This window comes from Tenacibaculum caenipelagi, from assembly GCF_004363005.1.
GTDB classification, from domain to species: Bacteria; Bacteroidota; Bacteroidia; order Flavobacteriales; family Flavobacteriaceae; genus Polaribacter; species Polaribacter caenipelagi.
Genome location: NZ_SNYH01000006.1, coordinates 186,846 through 206,838 on the forward strand (window position 1 = coordinate 186,846; position 19,993 = coordinate 206,838).

19 protein-coding genes and 2 tRNA genes are annotated in these 19,993 nt (G+C 31.6%); 7 read left to right on the plus strand and 14 right to left on the minus strand.

Translation table 11 applies throughout. From position 1 onward, the window contains the following. Positions 1-72 precede the first annotated feature (72 nt). The 4 genes from proS to rpsT all read left to right on the plus strand — a co-directional run bounded on the left by proS (position 73) and on the right by rpsT (position 2,168). A complete protein-coding gene (gene proS, locus DFQ07_RS13825; protein ID WP_133537844.1) occupies positions 73-1,551 on the plus strand; it encodes a proline--tRNA ligase in 1,479 nt (492 codons plus the stop codon). A 76-nt stretch (positions 1,552-1,627) separates the two neighbouring features. Beyond that, positions 1,628-1,699 (plus strand) — tRNA-Glu (locus tag DFQ07_RS13830). A gap of 111 nt (positions 1,700-1,810) precedes the next feature. Then, a tRNA-Glu gene (locus DFQ07_RS13835) sits at positions 1,811-1,882 on the plus strand. 34 nt (positions 1,883-1,916) lie between these two features. After that, positions 1,917-2,168 (plus strand): 30S ribosomal protein S20, encoded by a 252-nt coding sequence (gene rpsT / locus DFQ07_RS13840; protein WP_028891217.1) that lies wholly within the window; start codon positions 1,917-1,919, stop codon positions 2,166-2,168. 185 nt (positions 2,169-2,353) lie between these two features. Here rpsT and rodA read toward each other — a convergent pair whose 3' ends face one another. From rodA to DFQ07_RS13875, 8 genes are all read right to left on the minus strand, one after another. Beyond that, entirely contained in the window at positions 2,354-3,631 is a 1,278-nt protein-coding gene (gene rodA / locus DFQ07_RS13845) for a rod shape-determining protein RodA (protein WP_133537845.1), read from the minus strand. Next, positions 3,612-5,504 carry a penicillin-binding protein 2 gene (mrdA, locus tag DFQ07_RS13850; protein ID WP_133537846.1) on the minus strand — a complete coding sequence of 631 codons (1,893 nt, stop codon included), beginning with the start codon at positions 5,502-5,504 and terminating at the stop codon, positions 3,612-3,614. Before mrdA ends, rodA begins: the two co-directional genes overlap by 20 nt. After that, on the minus strand, positions 5,501-6,007 hold the full coding sequence (gene mreD, locus DFQ07_RS13855; protein ID WP_133537847.1) for a rod shape-determining protein MreD: 507 nt from the start codon (positions 6,005-6,007) through the stop codon (positions 5,501-5,503). The genes mrdA and mreD overlap by 4 nt, the downstream gene beginning before the upstream one ends. After that, entirely contained in the window at positions 6,000-6,827 is an 828-nt protein-coding gene (gene mreC, locus DFQ07_RS13860) for a rod shape-determining protein MreC (protein ID WP_133537848.1), read from the minus strand. The genes mreD and mreC overlap by 8 nt, the downstream gene beginning before the upstream one ends. A 16-nt stretch (positions 6,828-6,843) precedes the next feature. Then, positions 6,844-7,872, minus strand: coding sequence for a rod shape-determining protein (locus tag DFQ07_RS13865; protein ID WP_133537849.1), 1,029 nt, complete (start codon positions 7,870-7,872; stop codon positions 6,844-6,846). Positions 7,873-7,953: 81 nt separating this feature from the next. Then, entirely contained in the window at positions 7,954-9,480 is a 1,527-nt protein-coding gene (gene purH / locus DFQ07_RS13870; RefSeq protein ID WP_133537850.1) for a bifunctional phosphoribosylaminoimidazolecarboxamide formyltransferase/IMP cyclohydrolase, read from the minus strand. A 146-nt stretch (positions 9,481-9,626) separates the two neighbouring features. Next, positions 9,627-9,752 carry a hypothetical protein gene (locus DFQ07_RS15830; RefSeq protein ID WP_262708966.1) on the minus strand — a complete coding sequence of 42 codons (126 nt, stop codon included), beginning with the start codon at positions 9,750-9,752 and terminating at the stop codon, positions 9,627-9,629. An 82-nt stretch (positions 9,753-9,834) separates the two neighbouring features. After that, positions 9,835-10,287: a GAF domain-containing protein gene (locus DFQ07_RS13875; protein ID WP_133537851.1), complete on the minus strand. Its 453-nt coding sequence runs from the start codon at positions 10,285-10,287 to the stop codon at positions 9,835-9,837. A 107-nt stretch (positions 10,288-10,394) separates the two neighbouring features. Between DFQ07_RS13875 and DFQ07_RS13880 the strand changes: the two genes are divergently transcribed. From DFQ07_RS13880 to DFQ07_RS13890, 3 genes are read left to right on the plus strand one after another with little or no spacing between them, the layout of a single operon-like run. Next, positions 10,395-10,805, plus strand: coding sequence for an HYC_CC_PP family protein (locus DFQ07_RS13880; RefSeq protein WP_133537852.1), 411 nt, complete (start codon positions 10,395-10,397; stop codon positions 10,803-10,805). 59 nt (positions 10,806-10,864) lie between these two features. Beyond that, positions 10,865-13,102 (plus strand): TonB-dependent receptor, encoded by a 2,238-nt coding sequence (locus DFQ07_RS13885; RefSeq protein WP_133537853.1) that lies wholly within the window; start codon positions 10,865-10,867, stop codon positions 13,100-13,102. A gap of 31 nt (positions 13,103-13,133) precedes the next feature. Continuing rightward, the gene (locus DFQ07_RS13890) at positions 13,134-13,496 is read left to right on the plus strand and encodes a heavy-metal-associated domain-containing protein (RefSeq protein WP_133537854.1); all 363 of its coding nucleotides are present in this window, start codon (positions 13,134-13,136) and stop codon (positions 13,494-13,496) included. A gap of 495 nt (positions 13,497-13,991) precedes the next feature. Here the strand turns inward: DFQ07_RS13890 and DFQ07_RS13895 are convergent, their stop codons facing one another. The 6 genes from DFQ07_RS13895 to DFQ07_RS13920 form a co-directional block, all read right to left on the minus strand. Then, positions 13,992-14,828 carry a pseudouridine synthase gene (locus tag DFQ07_RS13895; RefSeq protein WP_133537855.1) on the minus strand — a complete coding sequence of 279 codons (837 nt, stop codon included), beginning with the start codon at positions 14,826-14,828 and terminating at the stop codon, positions 13,992-13,994. Between the two features lie 47 nt (positions 14,829-14,875). Then, positions 14,876-15,793 (minus strand): geranylgeranylglycerol-phosphate geranylgeranyltransferase, encoded by a 918-nt coding sequence (locus DFQ07_RS13900; RefSeq protein WP_133537856.1) that lies wholly within the window; start codon positions 15,791-15,793, stop codon positions 14,876-14,878. 17 nt (positions 15,794-15,810) lie between these two features. Next, entirely contained in the window at positions 15,811-16,737 is a 927-nt protein-coding gene (locus tag DFQ07_RS13905; protein WP_133537857.1) for a mevalonate kinase family protein, read from the minus strand. Positions 16,738-16,788: 51 nt separating this feature from the next. Then, the gene (locus tag DFQ07_RS13910) at positions 16,789-17,286 is read right to left on the minus strand and encodes a toxin-antitoxin system YwqK family antitoxin (RefSeq protein ID WP_133537858.1); all 498 of its coding nucleotides are present in this window, start codon (positions 17,284-17,286) and stop codon (positions 16,789-16,791) included. Between the two features lie 19 nt (positions 17,287-17,305). Continuing rightward, a complete protein-coding gene (locus DFQ07_RS13915) occupies positions 17,306-18,385 on the minus strand; it encodes a diphosphomevalonate/mevalonate 3,5-bisphosphate decarboxylase family protein (RefSeq protein ID WP_133537859.1) in 1,080 nt (359 codons plus the stop codon). 117 nt (positions 18,386-18,502) lie between these two features. Beyond that, positions 18,503-19,981, minus strand: a complete 1,479-nt coding sequence (locus DFQ07_RS13920) for a SusD/RagB family nutrient-binding outer membrane lipoprotein (protein ID WP_133537860.1) — start codon at positions 19,979-19,981, stop codon at positions 18,503-18,505. Positions 19,982-19,993 lie beyond the last annotated feature (12 nt).

Here is a 19,993-nt window from a genome sequence, read left to right on the forward strand (position 1 = left end):
ACCTTTTTAATGTAGTTTTGCAGACACAATTTACGCATAAAAAATAACAATATTTATGCCAAACTTTTGATTATGAGCAAACATTTAACAAAAAGAGCCGAAGATTACTCGAAATGGTATAACGAATTGATTGTCAAAGCTGATTTAGCTGAAAATTCAGCAGTAAGAGGGTGTATGGTAATTAAGCCCTATGGATTTGCAATTTGGGAGAACATGCAAAAAGAGTTAGATAGAATGTTTAAAGAAACAGGACATCAAAATGCATATTTTCCTCTTTTTGTTCCCAAAAGTTTGTTTGAAGCTGAAGAGAAAAACGCTGAAGGTTTTGCAAAAGAATGTGCAGTAGTTACGCATTATCGTTTGCAAAGTGATCCTGATAGAGAAGGGAAATTACGTGTAGATCCTGAAGCTAAATTAGAAGAAGAACTAGTAGTTCGTCCTACTTCAGAGGCTATTATATGGAATACATATAAAGGGTGGATTCAATCGCATAGAGATTTGCCGTTATTAATAAATCAATGGGCAAATGTGGTTCGTTGGGAGATGCGCACACGATTGTTTTTACGCACAGCCGAGTTTTTATGGCAAGAAGGTCATACTGCGCACGCTACTAAAGCAGAAGCAATAGCAGAAGCAAAGCAAATGCAAGAGGTATATGCAACTTTTGCGGAAGATTTTATGGCGATGCCAGTTATTAAAGGAGCAAAAAGTGAAAGTGAGCGTTTTGCAGGGGCAGATGATACCTTAACTATTGAAGCTTTAATGCAAGATGGAAAAGCATTACAAGCAGGAACTTCGCACTTTTTAGGTCAAAACTTTGCTAAGGCGTTTGATGTAAAATATACTTCGAAAGAAGGAAAGCAGGAATATGTATGGGCAACATCATGGGGAGTGTCTACTCGTTTAATTGGCGGGTTGATTATGACGCATTCTGATGATGCAGGATTAGTATTGCCTCCAAAATTAGCGCCAATTCAAGTAGTAATAGTACCTATATATAAAGGAGAGGAACAATTAAATGCTATTTCAGAAAAAGTAGATGTAATAGTAAAAGAGTTACGTGCTAAAGGAATTTCAGTGAAATTTGACGATAGAGACACTTTTAGACCAGGAGCTAAGTTTGCTGAATATGAATTAAAAGGAGTGCCTGTGCGAATTGCTATGGGGGCTCGTGATTTAGAAAACGGTACTGTTGAGGTTGCACGTCGTGATACTTTTGAAAAGCAAACAGTTTCTAGAGAAGAGGTAGTTGATGTTGTAGCTAATTTATTAGAAGAAATTCAAGAGAATTTATTTAAAAGAGCATTAAGTTATAGAAACAATCATATTACCGAAGTAAGCACTTTTGAAGAGTTTAAAGATGTAATTGAAAATAAAGGAGGATTTGTTTCTGCGCACTGGGATGGTACTATTGAAACCGAAGATAAGATTAAAGAATTAACCAAAGCAACGATACGATGTATTCCTAATGATGTAAAAGAGGAGGAAGGTGTGTGCGTTTTTACAGGAAAACCATCCACAAAAAGAGTGCTTTTTGCCAAAGCATATTAAAAAAATAAAAAAAAGCTTTGTGCAATAAAAAACAGTTTCTATATTTGCACCCGCAATCGCAAAAAAAGATTGTTTTGGTCCGTTCGTCTAGGGGTTAGGACGCCAGGTTTTCATCCTGGTAACACGGGTTCGATTCCCGTACGGACTACAAAGTTTAATTTTGTTTTAGAGTCGAAATAAAACAAATAAAAAGATTAAAATTAATTGCAAATAACAAAAAGAATTGTATATTTGCACCCGCAATCAGAGCGATTGTTTTGGTCCGTTCGTCTAGGGGTTAGGACGCCAGGTTTTCATCCTGGTAACACGGGTTCGATTCCCGTACGGACTACAAGTTTTTTATAAACAATAAACGGTTTAGTACAATGGCAAATCATAAGTCAGCATTAAAGAGAATTAGAAGTAACGAAGCGAAGCGCTTAAGAAATAAATATCAGCATAAAACTACACGTAATGCTGTTAGGAAATTAAGAGCTACAGAAGATAAGAAGGAAGCAGAAGGAATGTTTTCGACTGTTGTATCTATGTTAGATAAATTAGCAAAGAACAACATTATTCATAAGAATAAAGCAGCAAATTTAAAGTCTAAATTGGCTAAACACGTTGCAGCTTTATAAGAGTTTTAAGGTTAGTTAATAGTTAAGGATGCTCCGATTTTATCGGAGCATTTTTTTATATTATTGATTCTTTTATACGTTGTTTTATTAAACAATTCTGTTAGTCTAATTTAGACTGTTTAATATTTCTTCTATGAAGTTTGAACGCTGCTTTTAGGAGCGTTGTTTATTTAGCTTGGTATATGTTACCAGTCGTATTTCTTATGGGCATCTAAACGGATGAAAATAAATAAAAGAAGGGTGAAGCCCCATAAAGAAGAACCTCCATAACTGAAAAAGGGAAGAGGGATTCCTACAGTAGGTAATAAACCTATTACCATCCCAATATTTACAATAATATGAAAAAAGAAAATCGAAGCTACACTATAACCATATATTCTTCCAAATTTATTAGTGTGCGTTTCAGATAAATATATGATTCTGTAAAGTAGTATCATAAATAAAATAATTACGAGAGAACTTCCTACAAATCCCCATTCTTCACCAACAGTACTATAAATATAATCTGTATGTTGTTCTGGTACAAAGTTTCCTTGAGTTCTATCTCCTTGTAAAAAACCCTTTCCTGAAAATCCTCCAGAACTAACAGTCATTTCTGATTGATAAGAGTTGTAACCAATACCTTTGTTGTCTTTTATTTTGCCTAATAAAATATCAAAACGATCTTTTTGGTGCTGTCCTAATACATTATTATATGTGTATCCAATACCTAGAACAAATAACGTAGTGAAAAGATATAGACTAATTATTTTTAAGATGTTAAACCTAATAAAGCGCTTATTCTTATATATGCCATAAAGAGTTGCAATACTAATAAGAGATAAGCAAATTAGAAGAATCAATTTAGCGCCAAAATAGACGGTTAAAATGAACAATACAATTGAGATAACACCAAATAAGATGTAGGCTAATGTTAAGCCTTCTCTATTTAATACAAAGAAAAAAGCGAAATAAATTAAAACAGATCCCATGTCGGGTTGTAAAGCAATAAAAAAAGCTGGTAGAAAAATGATAATAAACGCTTTTGTTTGGTTTTTCACCAGTTTTAAATTGTACTGCCTATCACTCATTAACTTAGCAAGAGCTAGAGCGGTAAAAGCCTTTGCGAATTCGGAAGGCTGGAGACCAATACCTCCAAAATTATACCAAGAAGTAGCTCCATTTATTTTCTTTCCAAAAACTAAAACACCAGCTAACAATACTAATGAGATAACATATAAAACACTAGCAAATTGTTCATAAAACTTAGAGTTAAAAAAAAGAATGAATATAATTACAGGAATACTTAATCCTATAAAAATTAATTGCTTTCCATACCTAGTAGAAAAGTCAAAAACTTCTCTAGTACCCTCATTTGATGATGCGGCATAAATATTCATCCATCCAAAGCCAACTAACAATATATAAAGTAAAACTAGTAGCCAGTCGATTCCTGCAAAAATATTATTTCGTTCTTGTCGCAATAGTATCGATGTTTTGGGTTAATAGTAATTGTTTTTTGTCATATTCTTTTTGAAGACTTAGGTTGATCATTCGTTCTTCAATATGCTTTCTAGTTATTGATCCGTTTAAATACTTTTCTATTAATAAACTAGTAATTGGAGCAGCAATGGTCGCACCAAATCCTCCATTTTCAACAAAAATGGCAATGGCTATTTTTGGATCATCTTTTGGTGCAAAAGCAATAAAAATTGAGTGGTCTGTTAACTGTACTTTTTGACCATCTACACGAATAAAATTTTCAACAGTTCCTGTTTTACCACAAATGTCTATTCCTTTAACTTGACTGTATTTAGCAGTACCTCTTGTAAACGTTTCATACATAGCTTCAATAGCAATTGGAAAATGTTCTGGAGATACTGTAGTGTTTCTTCTTGTAGTATAGGTAGTATCAGTTATAGGTTTGTTGTCAATTCTTTTAACAATATGAGGAGTATAGTAGTAGCCTTTATTTGCTATTGCTGCTGTCATATTCGCTAATTGAATAGGGGTTGTTTCTACCTCTCCTTGTCCAATTGCGTTAGAAATTGTTGTTGTAGCTCCCCATCTAAAATCATAACTTCTATCATAAAAATTTCCATCAGGAATACGTCCTTTTTGTCCAGAAGGCAAATCATACCCTAAATAATTACCTAAGCCAAAACTCTTAGCATGTTTACTCCAAGCGTCAGTTCCTATGGTTGGGTTTTCGTATTTATCAATGATTCTTCGATAAGTAGTAGCGAAATAACTATTGCAAGATTTAGAAATGGCAGTTTTTAAATGAATGGGTCTGCCAACAATACCACAGTGACATTTCATAAAGGCATTTGGTCTTTTACCATAACGATAACCATGATAACAGGTGACTCCAAAATTTTTATCGATTACACCTTCTTGTAAACCAATCAATCCATTAATAATTTTAAAAGGAGACCCAGGAGAATACATAGCCTGTAAACCTCTGTCAAAAGTAGGCATGTTTATACTGTCGTTAAAAAGTTTTATGGAATTAGGTGATCGTTTTCTACCAACTAATAAATTAGGGTCATAAGAAGGTGCAGTTACCAAAGCTAATATTTCACCAGTTTTTGGTTCAATAGCAACAATACCACCTCTTTTACCAGACATTAATAATTCTCCGTATTGCTGAAGTTCACTGTCTATAGTTAACGTTAAATCTTTTCCTGGTACAGCTAAGGTATCGTATTTACCATTTTTATATGAACCAGTTATTTCATTTAAGTTATTTCGTTTAAATCTTTTCTTTCCTTTAATACCTCTTAATACGCTTTCGTACTGCTTTTCAACACCAAGCTTACCTATTAATTCTCCTTGTTCGTAGTAATCATTATTTTTTGCAACATACTCATTAACTTCACTAATAAACCCTAATATGTTTGCTGCTGATTTAATAGGATAGTTTCTAATGATACGCTTTTGTATATAGAAACCTTTATATTTTGGTAATTTTTCTTGAAGGTAAGCGTAATCTTCCTTCGCTAATTGTTTTAAAAATACTGAAGGAAGCCAGCGAGCATAGCTATCAGCTTTATGAAATCGTTTTATGAAATCTTCTTTGTCAATTTTTAAAAGAGAGCAAAACTCTAATGTATCTAATGGTTCTATTTCTTTAGGAATAATCATCACATCATACGATAATTGATTAGCTACTAATAGTTTTCTGTTACGATCGTATATGTAGCCTCGCTCAGGGTAATCATACTCAACTTTTATGGTAGCACTATGAGTTAAATCTTGTTCACCACCACGTATGATTTGAAGTTGGAATAATCTCGAGATATAAACAATTCCAACAAGTGTAATTAAAAAAATAAGTAAGAAACTTCGTTTCATGTTAGCTTTCTCCTAAATATAAAACTTCCTAAAAAATACAACACTAACGTAAAAACACTAGAAAATAGTGTGTTAATAAGCACGTTTGAGAAATTATAAAAGCTAAAGTTAATTAAATTGAATAAAATAAAATGATGAATTATTGTTAAAGATGTTGTGTAGTTGAAAACTTTATCAAAAGATTCGTGACGTAGATTGAACAATTGATAGTCAGATGTTGTTTTTTTGAATATAGTTCTAAAAAAGAAAGGTCTTATATATGCTATAAAAAGTGTTGAAAATGCATGAATTCCTCCCGAATTTGAAAAAGCATCAACAAATAATCCCAATAAAAAAGCCAATATTAGAAAGGGAAATCGATTTTCTTTTAAAGGATATAAAAAAACAAAAACGATATATAGGTAGGGGTTTATATATCCTAAAAACAAAACGTTGTTTAGAACAAGTCCTTGCAATAGCAAGAGAAAAACAAACAAAAATATAATATATAGCGTTTTATTCATTAGTGTTTTCTACGCTTTTAATTTCTTCTTTATTAAGATTGGTTATCACATAAATATGTCCTAAACTAGACATGTCGTTGAAAAGTTTTATATCAATACTGTTTACAGCTGATAGTTCTCCAGGCATTTTAATAACAGTTCCTATAGGGATGCCTTCAGGAAAAATTGTTGATTTTCCTCCTGTAACAATTGTATCACCTTCTTTAAATTTTGTTTGACGAGGAATATCGGTTAGTTGAACGGTATTGTAATCTTTCCCATTCCATATAAGTGTTCCAAAATGAGGATTGTTTTTAAATTTAGCATTAATGCTACTTTTCGAATTTAAAATAGATTGTACTCTAGCATATTTTAGAGATACATTGTCTGTTATACCTATGATACCTTTACTATTTATTACAGCCATTTCAGGGGTCACCCCATTTTTTGAACCTCTATTTATGGTTAGAAAATTGTTTGCTTTGTCAAAGTTATTGTTAATAACCTTCCCGTTGATATATAAATAGTTTTGATGAATCCTTGCAGTATCTATAACAGCTTTTATTGTGGTGCTATCAAGTAATGTATGTAGTTTTTCAAGCTCGTTTTTTAACCGAACATTTTCTTCAGAAAGAAGTGTATTGCGTTCTTTTAAGTTGAGATACTCAGAGATGTTAGATGATTTTTCATACAAACCACCCGAGATAAAGTTTGTAGAGCTAATAAATTTACTCTTATGAAAAGAATGGTTGTTAATGATTAATGCAACAGCTATAACTTCTAAGAATAGAAAAAATAAGAAATACTTATACTTCTGAAAGAAATAAATAAGCTGTTGCATAAATAATCATTCAAATTTATTTGATTAATACAGTCTTGTATTTTTCAAGATTTTTAAGAGCGATTCCAGTTCCACGAACTACAGCACGTAATGGATCTTCAGCTACATATACAGGTAAATCTGTTTTTCTTGATAAACGTTTGTCTAAACCTCTTAACATCGAACCACCTCCTGCTAAGTATATACCCGTATTGTAAATATCAGCCGCTAATTCAGGTGGAGTTTTTGATAGCGTTTCCATTACAGCATCTTCAATACGTAAAATAGATTTATCTAATGCCTTGGCGATTTCACGATATGAAACTTGTACTTGTTTAGGTTTTCCGCTTAATAAATCACGACCTTGTACCATCATGTCTTCTGGTGGGTTGTCTAAATCTTCCGTAGCAGATCCTATTTGTATTTTTATTTTTTCAGCGGTAGTTTCACCAACATGTAAGTTGTGTTGAGTACGCATGTAATACATAATATCACTAGTAAATAAATCACCAGCAACTTTAACAGATTGATCGCATACAATACCAGCAAGTGCTATAACAGCAATTTCAGTTGTTCCACCACCTATATCAATAATCATGTTTCCTTTTGGTTCCATAATGTCAACACCAACACCAATTGCAGCAGCCATTGGCTCGTAAATCAAATAGATTTCTTTGGCATTCATATGACGACCAGAATCAATAACTGCACGTTTTTCTACTTCTGTAATTCCAGAAGGAATACAAATAACCATACGAAGTGAAGGTGGAAAAAGCTTCTTTTTAATGGCAGGAATTTGTTTAACAAATTCTTTAATCATTTCTTCCGAAGCTTGGAAATCGGCAATAACCCCGTCTTTTAATGGACGTATCGTTTTAATATTTTCATGGGTTTTTCCTTGCATCCTATTTGCTTCATGCCCAGTAGCGATAATTTTGCCAGTCAGCCTGTTACGAGCAACAATAGATGGGTTGTCAATAACCACCTTACCATTGTGGATTATAAGTGTATTTGCAGTACCTAAGTCAACTGCAATATCTTCTGTCATGAAATCGAAAAAACCCATAAAGATTTCGTTATTTATATTTATTTTAATGTATTCTCACAAATCTAATAAAAATCTGTGGGTAATTTACATCGAATATAATTAATGTTTAAAATGTCTTGTTCCTGTAAAAACCATAGCTACATCATGGTCGTTACAATAATCAATGCTTAATTGATCTTTAATTGAACCTCCTGGCTGAATTACGCTTTTTACACCTGCTTTATGTGCAATTTCTACACAGTCAGGGAATGGAAAAAATGCATCACTAGCCATTACTGCTCCGTTTAAATCGAAATTAAAACTAGTAGCTTTTTCAATTGCTTGTCTTAAAGCATCAACTCTACTGGTTTGCCCAGTTCCACCAGCTAATAACTGCTTATCTTTAACTAAGATAATAGTGTTGGATTTTGTGTTTTTACATAGCTTAGATGCAAACAACAAATCCTCTAACTCACTTTCTGATGGTTTATTGTTGGTAGGGTATGATAAATCTTCTAATTTATCAGTGATATAGTCTTTATCTTGTACTAATACTCCATTTAAGGCAGTTCTTACTGTTTGTTTTGGTAATTCAATTTCTTTTTGAACTAAAAGTACTCTGTTCTTTTTACCTTTTAAAATCTCTAAGGCATCTGCATCATATTCAGGAGCAATTACAACTTCACAGAATAACTTGTGAATTTCTTCAGCGGTAGCTTTGTCAATTTTTGTGTTCGAAATTAAAATACCTCCAAAAGCTGAAACGGGATCACCCGCTAAAGCATCAACATATGCTTGGTAGATTGTTTTTCGTTGAGCAAAACCACAAGCATTGTTATGTTTTAAAATAGCAAAGGTTGGATCTTCACCTTTGAATTCTTCCATTAAATTTACAGCAGCATCTACGTCTAAAAGGTTGTTGTAACTTAACTCTTTTCCGTGTAACTTATCAAACATTGCGTCTAAATCACCAAAGAAAAATCCTTTTTGGTGAGGGTTTTCTCCATAGCGTAACACTTTTGAGGTAGTTTCGCTAGCTTTATACACAACTTCTTCTTCATTAAAATAATTAAAGATAGCTGTGTCGTAATGTGATGAAATATTGAAAGCTTTAGCAGCAAACTTTTTTCTGTCGCTTAATGTAGTGTTTCCGTTATTTTCAGAAATAATGTTTAAGAAATCTGCATACTGCTCCATTGAAGAAACAATTACTGTGTCTTTAAAGTTTTTTGCAGCGGCACGGATTAATGAAATACCTCCGATATCAATTTTTTCAATAATATCTTGTTCAGAAGCACCAGAAGCTACCGTTTTTTCAAAAGGATATAAATCAACAATTACTAAATCTAGCTGCGGGATGTTATACTCTTCCATCTCAGTAATATCACCTTCGTGATCTTGTCTGTTTAAAATACCTCCAAAAACTTTAGGGTGTAAAGTTTTTACTCGTCCACCTAAAATTGAAGGGTATGAAGTAACATCTTCTACAGGAACAACATTTATTCCTAATTCGTTGATGAACTTTTCAGTTCCTCCAGTAGAATAAATAGTAACTCCTAGCTCGTTAAGCTTTTTTACAATAGGCTCCAATCCGTCTTTATGAAAAACAGATATTAGTGCTGATTTAATAGTTTTTGTAGTATTCATTATTGTTGTGTTGTTAAGCTTGCAAAGCTAGTAAAACCCTGGGGGTTATACAATAAAATTTTAAGTTTTGAATAGTGAAAAAAACACCACCAAAATTGTTCTTATTCTGGTGGTGTTTTGTACAACAAATATGAAAAAAGAAAATTTTACTCTGCAGTTTCTAAAAAATTACGAAACCATACAGCGAATTTTTCTAATAAAGATTGTTGAGATTTTGAGTGAGCATTAGCGCTTCCTAATGCTGCATAAGAAGGATATTCTTTACTACTCATAATTTAAGGGGATTAAATGGGGTTAATAAATCTGACCAAATTAAAGAAAAAAAATCCTAATAATCAAACAATTGCGAAAAAATTATATAAAGTCTGCTACTTTTTTGCATGTGTACTCTAATAATTCTTCATCATTAGGGGTAAATGGGTTAATTGTATGAGAATCAATATCTATTTGTCCAATATTTTCTCCGTTAACAAAAATTGGAATTACAATTTCAGATTTTACTTTCCATCCGCAAGAAATATAATTGTCTTGTTCATTAACATCTTGTACTACAAAGTTTTTGTTAGTTACAGCTACCTGACCGCAAATTCCTTTTCCAAAAGGAATAATGGTGTGTTCAGTTGGTTCTCCGTTAAACTGTGCTAATTTTAATTCTTCTTTATCTCCATTTTTAAAGTAAAACCCAACCCAATCGTAGTAAGAAATTTCTGAAGCTAAATAATCGCAAATTCGTTGTAGTTTTTCTTCTTTAGAAGAAGTAGAGTTAGCTATTGTGTCAATATTATTTTTTAATTCTTGTATGTTCATTGTTTATGTTTCTTATCTTGTTCGTAAAGAGTGTTTAAAGCTTACAAAAATAGTTGTATGAGTTGTGATAAAAAATAGAATTTTTAAATTTTGTATGTTTGCAATAAATGAAGAAATATATATCTAAAATAACAGCAATATTCTTAGCGCTAGTTGTGCTACTGTCTACATTTTCTTTTAATGTAGAAAAGCATTTTTGTGGTGATTTTTTAGTAGCTATTTCTTACGTAGGAAACGTTGCTAGTTGTAATGATGTAGAAGAGGATAGCTGTGAGAGTAAAACAATTGAGCCTTCATGTTGTAAAGACGATGCTGAGTTTTTAAAAGGACAAACTCAAATTCAAAAATCGTCTGTTGAAAAAGTAACCTTTACAAAGGTTATAACAGCAGTTGCTTCATATATTTATTACAAGCAATTATTCTCAAACTTAGAAAAACAGTTTGTTCCACACAAGTTTTATGTACCGCCCAAACTGTTTTTTGATATACAGGTACTTCACGAGGTTTTTATCATATGATACTAATAGTTCTTTTACAAAAAGTTTAGAATTATATAATTAAGTATGATAAATTAAGAATGAAAAGATTTTTTATAGTCAGTATTTTTTTGCTGATTTCTTCATCACTTTTTGCTCAGAAAGAGTTAAAAGGAGTGATAAAAGATAAAAATGGACCTAAAGATAATTTAGGAGTTTACGGAGCCAATATCCATTGGTTAAATACGGAAGTTGGTACTACTACTAACAAAAAAGGAATGTTTAGTATTCCGTATAAAAAAGAATATAGAAAATTAATAATAAGTTTTGTTGGTTATAAAATAGATACAATAATTGTTAACAGTACAAAACCAATCAATCATTATTTAACTGAGAGCAATACCTTAGAAGAAGTTGCTATTACAGCAAAAAAAGATGCTACTCAGCGATCTTATTTACAAACACAAAATTTGGTAACTATTAATAGTGAAGAACTGTTAAAAGCAGCTTGTTGTAATTTGTCTGAAAGTTTTGAAACCAATCCTTCTATTGATGTTAATTTTTCTGATGCATTAACAGGAACAAAACAAATACAAATGTTAGGTTTAACAAGTCCGTATTTGTTAATTACACAAGAAAATATACCATCAATAAGAGGAGCAGCACAAGCATTTGGGTTAACATTTACACCTGGAACTTGGGTTGAAAGTATTCAAATAACAAAGGGAGCAGGAAGTGTTATAAATGGTTTTGAAAGTATTTCAGGACAAATAAATACTGAGCTAGTAAAACCATCAACTAATCATAAATTTTACCTTAATGCTTATGGAGCTATGGGTGGTAGGTTTGAATTGAATACTCATTTTAATCAAAAAGTGAGTGAAAAATGGCAAACTGGTTTGTATGTGCATGGAAATTATAGAGGAGAAAAGTTTGATAAGAATAGTGATAACTTTTTAGATAATCCGTTAGCAGAACAAATAAATGTGATGAATCGTTGGCAATATACTGATGCCGAAAAAGGATGGGTAAGTTTTATCAATTTTAGGTATTTAGATGATTCAAAACAGGTAGGTGAAGTTGATTTTAATCCAAAAGAAGATAGAGGTTCAAATACAGTTTGGGGAAGTGAAATAAAAACCAAACGTTTTGATACTTCTGTAAAAGTAGGGTACGTTTTTCCTGATTTACCTTTTCAAAATATGGGTTTTCAAGCAGCCTACAGTAATCATGAACAAGATTCCTATTTTGGGTTACGAGAGTACAATATTAAGCATCAAAGTTTTTACAGTAATTTTATGTTTAGCTCAATTATTGGAGATACTCGTAATAAATTTAAAACAGGTGCTAGTTTTACGTATGATAAATACGATGAATTTGTAAGTGCGGTAATGAATTCGAATTTTGATAGAAATGAAAATTCAATAGGAGCATTTTTCGAATATGCTTATGATAATGCTGATAATTTAAGTGTTACTGCTGGACTTCGATTAGATTATCATAATTTGTTAGGAACCTTTGTGACACCTAGGTTGCATATGCGTTATGTTCCTTTGGGAAGAGGAGTACTTAGGGTTTCTGTAGGAAGAGGAAAACGAAGTGCTAATATTTTTGCGGAGAATCAACAGTTTTTTGCTTCGTCAAGAACAGTTACTATTGAAAATTCAGGAGGAAATATTTATGGATTAGATCCAGAAGTGGCTTGGAATTATGGAGTTTCGTTTTTACAAGGGTATAAACTATTTGGTAGAAAAGGAGATGTAACATTCGATTTTTATCAGACAAATTTTTCAAATCAGGTAGTAGTTGATTGGGAAAATCCGCAAGAGATATCTTTTTATAATTTAGAAGGAAAAAGTATAGCTAATAGTTTTCAGGTAGAAGTTAATCAAAATATTATTCCGTATTTCAATACTCGATTCTCGTATAAGTTTTACGATGTTTCTACTGATTATAAATCTGGAAACCTAGCGAAAGCATTGCAAGCTAAACATCGTTTTTTTGCCAATGTATCTTACGAAACTAAAACAGAAGATAACGACGCTAGTTGGAAGTTTGATGTAACCTATAATTGGATAGGAGAGCAACGATTACCAGATACAAACAATCAGTTACCAATTTATTCTGATAGTTATAATTTGTTAAACACACAAATAACAAAAGTGTTTTCAAAAAAGTTTGAAGTTTACGCTGGAGCTGAAAACATTACAAATTACAAACAAAAAAATCCTATCTTAGGAAGTGATAATCCATTTGGAGCAAATTTTGATACTACTATTATATATGCACCAGTTTTTGGAAGTAACTTCTATACAGGGTTACGATTTAAAATAGATTAATCAATTCAACAAATAATAAATAAAGGAGACCATGAAAAACATATTTTTATTAGTAGCAGTTTTATTATTAAGTACATCAGTATTTGCTCAGAAAAAGAATGCAAAAGTATCTTTTGAGGTAGATGGTGTTTGTATGATGTGTAAAAAACGTATTGAAAAAGCTGCGTTAAAAACAAAAGGAGTGAAGTTTGCACAATGGGATGTAAATACTCATAAACTAAGTTTAATTATTGATGAGCATAAGACCAATACAGAAACAGTTAAAAAAACTATTGCAAGTATAGGGCACGATACGAAAGATTTTAAAGCACCTAAAGAAGCATATGATAATTTACATGAATGTTGTAAATATCGTGATGAAGAAGTGCAGGAAGATCATAAAAAGAAAAACTAATATCTTTTTCTATTAGTCAGAAGCTTTTTAGAAATATTTGCATTTTACCTGTTGTTTTGGAATAAAATTAATTTGTATAGTTGTTTTTATTGAAAAAAGACTACAAAATTAAAAAAATAAAAACCACCCTAAAAGGGTGGTGTCCTGTATAGAGGAAACAAATACTTTTGTCAGAGTTAATCTAGCTCTAAACTTTTTATGTTTAGGTTAATATAATTAAAGGGGAATTATAACTAAGAATAACAATGATAGTAACATGTCCAAAGTGCAATTCTAATATTTTAAGAAGGAAAAGAAGAAGCTTTGTTTTAAAACTTATACCATATTCAAAAGTATATAAGTGTTATATGTGTAAAACAACGTTTCTTCATACAAAACAGTATGTGACAGCTTTTTTGAGCAGTAGAAAATAAGAAGGGAAAATTGTAAAATGATTTAATTAAAAAATTAAAGTTCACTCAATAAAAAAACCAAGTTTTAAACTTGGTTTTTTTATTACATCATTTGTAAATTATTGATTTCTTGTTGAGTTAATTCACGCCATCTACCTCGTGGTAAATTCTTTTTAGTTAAACTAGCAAAAACTACTCTGTCTAGTTTTATAACATTATAACCAAAGTGTTCAAAGATTTTACGTACAATACGGTTTCTTCCTGAATGAATTTCGATTCCTACTTCATTTTTCTTTTCTCCCTCTACATACGAAACAGCATCGATAAACACCTTTCTTCCTTCAATAATTACATCTCCACGTAGTTTTTCTAAGTCGGATAAGGTTAATTTTTTATCTAAAGTTGCATGGTATAACTTACGCACATTGTGTTTTGGATGTGTTAGTTTTTTGGCCATTTCACCATCGTTGGTAAATAAAAGTAAGCCAGTAGTGTTTCTGTCTAACCTTCCTACAGGATAAATACGTTCTTTGGTAGCGCTTGCAATAATTTCCATTACTGTTTTACGACCACGATCGTCCTCCATAGTAGTAATGTAATTTTTAGGTTTATTTAGTAGTACGTAACGCTTTTTTTCCATAGAAATTAAGGTTCCGTCAAAACGAACTTCATCAATAGGCTGTACTTTGTAGCCCATTTCAGTTACCAGTTTTCCGTTAACAGAAACGCTTCCGTGTTCAATGTAAGTGTCAGCTTCTCTACGAGAGCAAATTCCTGAGTTAGAGATGAATTTGTTTAAACGAATACCTGTGTCTTCAGTTTTTTTCTGAACAGGTTTATTTGTTTTTGGTTTTCTGAAATCTTTTTTGAATTGATTTTTTTCTTGAGGATTGCTGTTACGTCCAGCTTGTCGTCCTCTCGACGAGTTTTTTGAATTCATACTTTAAATTTTAAAAAGTGTGCAAATTTACGCCAATTATTTGGTTTTTAATCTAAAACTTCGACTACTTTGTCTAAAATTAAAGATTTATCAATAAAAAGTAAACTAAAAACACCAATCAATAAAAGTATTTTTAAAATATTATGTACTAGTCGATATTGGTTGTTTTGGGTTGATTTCCATATGTAGATTCCGACAAATATTAAAGTTATAGCAGCTAAATAAAAATAGTATTTCATGTATTCAATAGCAGGGTAATTATATAAAATACCAATAGGAATCAAAGTAAGTGTCATTAATAAAATAACGAGTTTTTTGGTGTTGCGTTCACCATATTTTACAGGAAAAGTATTATAGTTGTTAGCAATAGCTCCTTTTATGTTTTCCAAGTCTTTAATTAGTTCGCGTATCATAATTACTAGGAAAAGAAAAATAGCATGCACAAAAATTACTTTTGAAAAATTTTTATAGTGTACAAAAATCACAAAAAAAGGAAGAATTGTTAGTACAGTGGCTGATATTAGGCCTATTAATGAATACTTTTTTAATTTATGAGAGTAAAACCAAATACCAAAAATATACACAGCAAAGAATAAGGCAGCCCTCCATGATACTAACCAGCCAAAACCAAAACCAATAAAATTTAATAAGAAGTATAATCGTAGTTTAGTTTCTTGTTTTACATATGAATCGATTCCTGTTTTTATGGGGCGATTTATTTTGTCGGCCTTTTTATCATAAAAATTATTAATTATATACCCTGAAGCAACAACGCAAACAGTTGCAATAACTAAATAAAGTAAGTGCCAATCAAATACTATAGGTTTTACTGATTTGGTATCAGAAAAAATAAAAATAGCAGCCAAATATTGTGCTGCTATTAATACAAGAATGTTATAACCTCTTATAACCGATAAAAGGCTAAATATTTTTAAAAGTAAGGTGTTGTTTTTAAATGTACTCATTACTTAATAGTAGCATTTTAAAAGCGATACACCAATTCTAATTTATAATCTTTTAAACTGATTTTTGCTTTTTCATAATCTTCAGTAAACCCTAAGATATAACCTCCGCCACCTGAACCACAAAGCTTTAAGTAATAATCGTTTGTTTGTATTCCTTTCTCCCAAACTTTATGAAAAGCTTTAGGAATCATAGGTTTGAAATTTGTTAATACTACTTTTGATAGTTTTTTTACATTTCCAAATAATGATTTGATATTTCCTTGTAGAAAGTCTTCAATGCAGGCATCAGTATGTGTTGCAAATTCTTCACTTATCATTTTACGGAATCCTTCATTTTTCATCTTATTCATAAAGATGTTTACCATAGGTTCGGTTTCGCCAATTTGCTCAGAGTCTAATAAGAATACAGCTCCCTTGCCTTCTTTTTGAGAAGGAATTCCAGCTGGTTCTATATGTTCTTTTGAATTGATTAAAATAGGTAAACTCAAATATGAGTTTAAAGGATCTAATCCAGAGCTTTTTCCGTGGAAAAAAGACTCCATCAATGAGAAAATTTGTTTTAAGATTAAAAGCTTATCGCGAGTTAAGTTTTCTAAAACAGTAATTTTATCATTAGCATATTTATCGTAAATAGAGGCAACTAAAGCACCAGAACTTCCTACGCCATATCCCTGAGGGATAGAAGAATCAAAATACATTCCGTTGTCAATGTCGCTTTTTAAAGCTGTCAAATCAAAAGAAACGATTTCGGAGTTTAGATTAACTAAATAAGTGTAAAAATTAGCTAGACTTTGGTTTGATTTTTTAGCTTCTCCTGTTAAGTTTTGAGCAGATTTTAAAGCTCCTTTATATGAGCTAAATGGAATAGCTAATCCTTTAGAATCTTTAATAATGCCGTACTCACCAAAGAGTAATATTTTTGCGTAAAATAAGGGTCCTTTCATAGGTGTTTTAATTACAGGGCAAACATACGAGTAAAAGTACTAGTTCACAAACTAGTAAACATTTTTATAAAAAGTTTTCCATACACCAACTTTTTCATTGTCACGATACTTACCTTTAGTTTCTATTTTACCATTTTTATAAAAAGTTTTCCATATGCCTTCTCTTTTTCCTTCAATATACTTACCTTCTTCTTTAAGTTCTCCTGTTTCATAGTATACTTTTCTTATACCGTGCAGTTTTCCGTTTTTATAGTTGGCTTTATGAAAAGGTTTGCCGTTAGAGTGGTAATAAAGTACTAAACCATCAAATTCTTCTTCATTAGGTTTGTTAACAGTGCTAAAACCTTCCATCTGAATTTGCCCATTTTTAAAGTAATCGACAATCCAAAAACCATTTTTTACTTTCTTAGGAACAGGCCTGTAGTATTCATGGTTTTCTTTAGTGGTTTCTTGCCAATTTCGATCAAACCATATGGTTGAATCTTGAGCGATAACAGAAGAGGTTAAAAAGACTGTGAAAAACGCTATTAACAAAGTTGAAATTCTCATAATAGTAGGATTTTTAAGATTATAAAGGTTTTGCACCAAAACCTACACTATCACAAATATACTGATTTTTTTGGCAGAATCCAGCCAAATTGTTCTTAATAAATAGTTCTATTTCAGTCTTTTCTGAATGAGGATATAATACGTGTACGTTAGCACCAGCATCTAAAGTAAAGCAAATATTGCTGTTGTTTTTTTCTCTGTATTTCCATATTTTATTAATGATTTCTAGTGTGTTAGGTTTCATTAAAATAAAATAAGGATTACTGGTTAGCATCATTGCATGTAGTGTTAATGCTTCACTTTCAACTAGGTTAATAAAAGCTTTTATGTTTCCATTTTGAAGAATCACTGAAAGTTTTTCTAAATTTTCATTGGCTTGAATGAAACGATTTTCTGCGTATGGATGGTCATGCATCAAATTATGTCCTACAGTACTTGAAACCTGTTTTTCGCCTTTATCAACAAGAAGAATAGTATCTTGATAGTTTTCGAAAATTGGATGTATTTCATAAGGAAATTTGATTCCAAATAAATCAGAACTTTCTTTAATCTCTGGGTGATTTCCCCAAACAACCAACGGACCTTCAATACTTCTGCTGGCACTTCCTGATCCCAAACGAGCTAAAAAAGAGGCTTTTTTATTGACGAATGCATCTGATAAGGTAGAGTTTAACTCTCTCTCTAAACTCATTAAGCACATAGCAATAGCGCTCATTCCACTTGCTGAAGAAGCAATTCCGCTACTGTGTGGGAATGAATTTTTTGAAGAAATAATCATTTTGTATTGTAAAATATACGGACAGTATTCTTGAATTCTTTTAAAGAATTTGGCAATTTTAGGTTTGAAATCGTCTTTCTTTTTTCCTTCAAAAAATAATTCGAAGTCTGCTTCACTGCTTTCGGATGTTCTATTGAACTGTATGCTTGTAATTGTATGACAGTTATTTAATGTGAAGCTTATCGATGCATTTTTAGGGATTTGTGGTTCGCTTTTCCCCCAATATTTTACTAAGGCAATATTACTAGGTGTTTGCCAAGTAACGGATAAGTTTTCTACTTTTTTATCTGAGGTTTGAAATTTAAATTCTGATGTATTCAACGTGTAAAAATTTGCTGTAAAGATAGGTTATATAGGATGAAATAAAAAGACGGTCTTAATGCTAAGACCGTCTTATAGGATTGTAAATTAAATCAAATAATTAATGAGAGCATAATTTTATTTTACATCCCAAAATAATTTTGTGCTTAAATCATCCAATTGAGGTAATCCTTGGGCTTGAATTGCTTTTTCAAGTTCAGACCTATTACTGTCGTTAATGGTACTTGAATAGCCATACCTAACAGGTATGTTAGTACCGTTTATTGGACTCGCTGCGGGTGTTAGTGTGGGGAAGTCTAACCTTCTCCATTCTGCCCAAGCCTCAAAAGGTTGCATGAAAAGAGCTATCCATTTTTGTTCAGCTATAAGTTCTAATCCTCTAGAAGAATTCCAAACAACTGCTGGTTGGGTTATATAAGTATCATAATCTACATCTGTAACTCCCCATTGTTTCATTGAGGCTTTTATTCCTTCATAATAATATACTGAAGTATCACCCGAAATCCAACCTTTTAAAACAGCTTCTGCTTTAGCAAAAGCAACTTGAGCATAGGTGAAAACATACCCAGGAGCATCTCCTTTATTGGCAATGTTTGATGTTAGTAAAGAAATATCTTGTCTATCTACATTAGGAGAAACAACTGCGTATTCCATACCAACATAAGTTCCTGGTGCATTTTCAACTTCATCTGCAAACTTTGATACTCTTGGGTCATTTCTGTCAGTATTTTGTAAAAAATCAATTAGTGTTTTACTTACGGTAAAATCTGGAGCTCTATTTCCGTTGTACCTATCTTGCCAAGGGTTATCTGTAGCATCATCTTGTGTGTAGGGGAATAGTATATCTTCAACTTGGTCGCTTATTGCTCCTGAAACAGCTTCTGTAAATTTAGTTTTTGCATAATCATTAATTCCTGAAATAGAAGTCATTTCATCTGAAACATCAGCTAATCTTAAAGCCATTATCAATTTTAACGTATGGCCAAATTGTTTCCATCTATCCATGTTTCCATTAAAGATAATGTCTCCTGTAGGTCCGTTTTCAGAAGTACTAATCTGAGCTAAAGCTTCGTCTATTAAATTAAATAGTTCATTATAAATTGATGCAGATGAATCAAATTTCGGAAAATCAAATTCTCCTGATTTTAATGCTTGAGAAAAAGGTATATACCCCCATCTGTCTGTCATTTGATGGTAGGTGTATGCTTTCACTAGCTTTGCCGTAGCAATTTGATTAGCATTGCTACCATAAACTGAAACTTCATCTTTAGTACTTTCATTAGAATTTAAACTAATGATTCTTTCTAAATTATGTAGAGTTCCTGTATAAAATGCTTCATAGCTAAATTCTGAGGTTCCATATCTAGAGCCATCTGTATATTGAATGTCTGAATAATGTTGCACGTAATATCCAGGAGTAATTGCAGTCGAAGCTCCTCCTGTTACAAATAATGCATTTGTAAGCAAAGCATTTGTTAAGTTTTCTGTTGGATTATTTGGGTCAACATTTGCATCTCCAAAATCCACTTTTTTACACGATATTACTAATAGTGTAATAAAACTTAGGATTAAAATGTTTTTTATGTATTTTTTCATGATGTACCTTTT

Bases quoted from the DNA above. Each gene is read 5' to 3' on its own strand.
- proS (WP_133537844.1), top strand. From the start codon at position 73: ATGAGCAAACATTTAACAAAAAGAGCCGAAGATTACTCGAAATGGTAT.
- rpsT (WP_028891217.1), top strand. From the start codon at position 1,917: ATGGCAAATCATAAGTCAGCATTAAAGAGAATTAGAAGTAACGAAGCG.
- mrdA (WP_133537846.1), bottom strand. From the start codon at position 5,504: ATGAAACGAAGTTTCTTACTTATTTTTTTAATTACACTTGTTGGAATT.
- mreD (WP_133537847.1), bottom strand. From the start codon at position 6,007: ATGAATAAAACGCTATATATTATATTTTTGTTTGTTTTTCTCTTGCTA.
- mreC (WP_133537848.1), bottom strand. From the start codon at position 6,827: ATGCAACAGCTTATTTATTTCTTTCAGAAGTATAAGTATTTCTTATTT.
- DFQ07_RS13865 (WP_133537849.1), bottom strand. From the start codon at position 7,872: ATGGGTTTTTTCGATTTCATGACAGAAGATATTGCAGTTGACTTAGGT.
- purH (WP_133537850.1), bottom strand. From the start codon at position 9,480: ATGAATACTACAAAAACTATTAAATCAGCACTAATATCTGTTTTTCAT.
- DFQ07_RS15830 (WP_262708966.1), bottom strand. From the start codon at position 9,752: ATGAGTAGTAAAGAATATCCTTCTTATGCAGCATTAGGAAGCGCTAAT.
- DFQ07_RS13875 (WP_133537851.1), bottom strand. From the start codon at position 10,287: ATGAACATACAAGAATTAAAAAATAATATTGACACAATAGCTAACTCT.
- DFQ07_RS13880 (WP_133537852.1), top strand. From the start codon at position 10,395: ATGAAGAAATATATATCTAAAATAACAGCAATATTCTTAGCGCTAGTT.
- DFQ07_RS13885 (WP_133537853.1), top strand. From the start codon at position 10,865: ATGAAAAGATTTTTTATAGTCAGTATTTTTTTGCTGATTTCTTCATCA.
- DFQ07_RS13890 (WP_133537854.1), top strand. From the start codon at position 13,134: ATGAAAAACATATTTTTATTAGTAGCAGTTTTATTATTAAGTACATCA.
- DFQ07_RS13895 (WP_133537855.1), bottom strand. From the start codon at position 14,828: ATGAATTCAAAAAACTCGTCGAGAGGACGACAAGCTGGACGTAACAGC.
- DFQ07_RS13900 (WP_133537856.1), bottom strand. From the start codon at position 15,793: ATGAGTACATTTAAAAACAACACCTTACTTTTAAAAATATTTAGCCTT.
- DFQ07_RS13905 (WP_133537857.1), bottom strand. From the start codon at position 16,737: ATGAAAGGACCCTTATTTTACGCAAAAATATTACTCTTTGGTGAGTAC.
- DFQ07_RS13910 (WP_133537858.1), bottom strand. From the start codon at position 17,286: ATGAGAATTTCAACTTTGTTAATAGCGTTTTTCACAGTCTTTTTAACC.
- DFQ07_RS13920 (WP_133537860.1), bottom strand. From the start codon at position 19,981: ATGAAAAAATACATAAAAAACATTTTAATCCTAAGTTTTATTACACTA.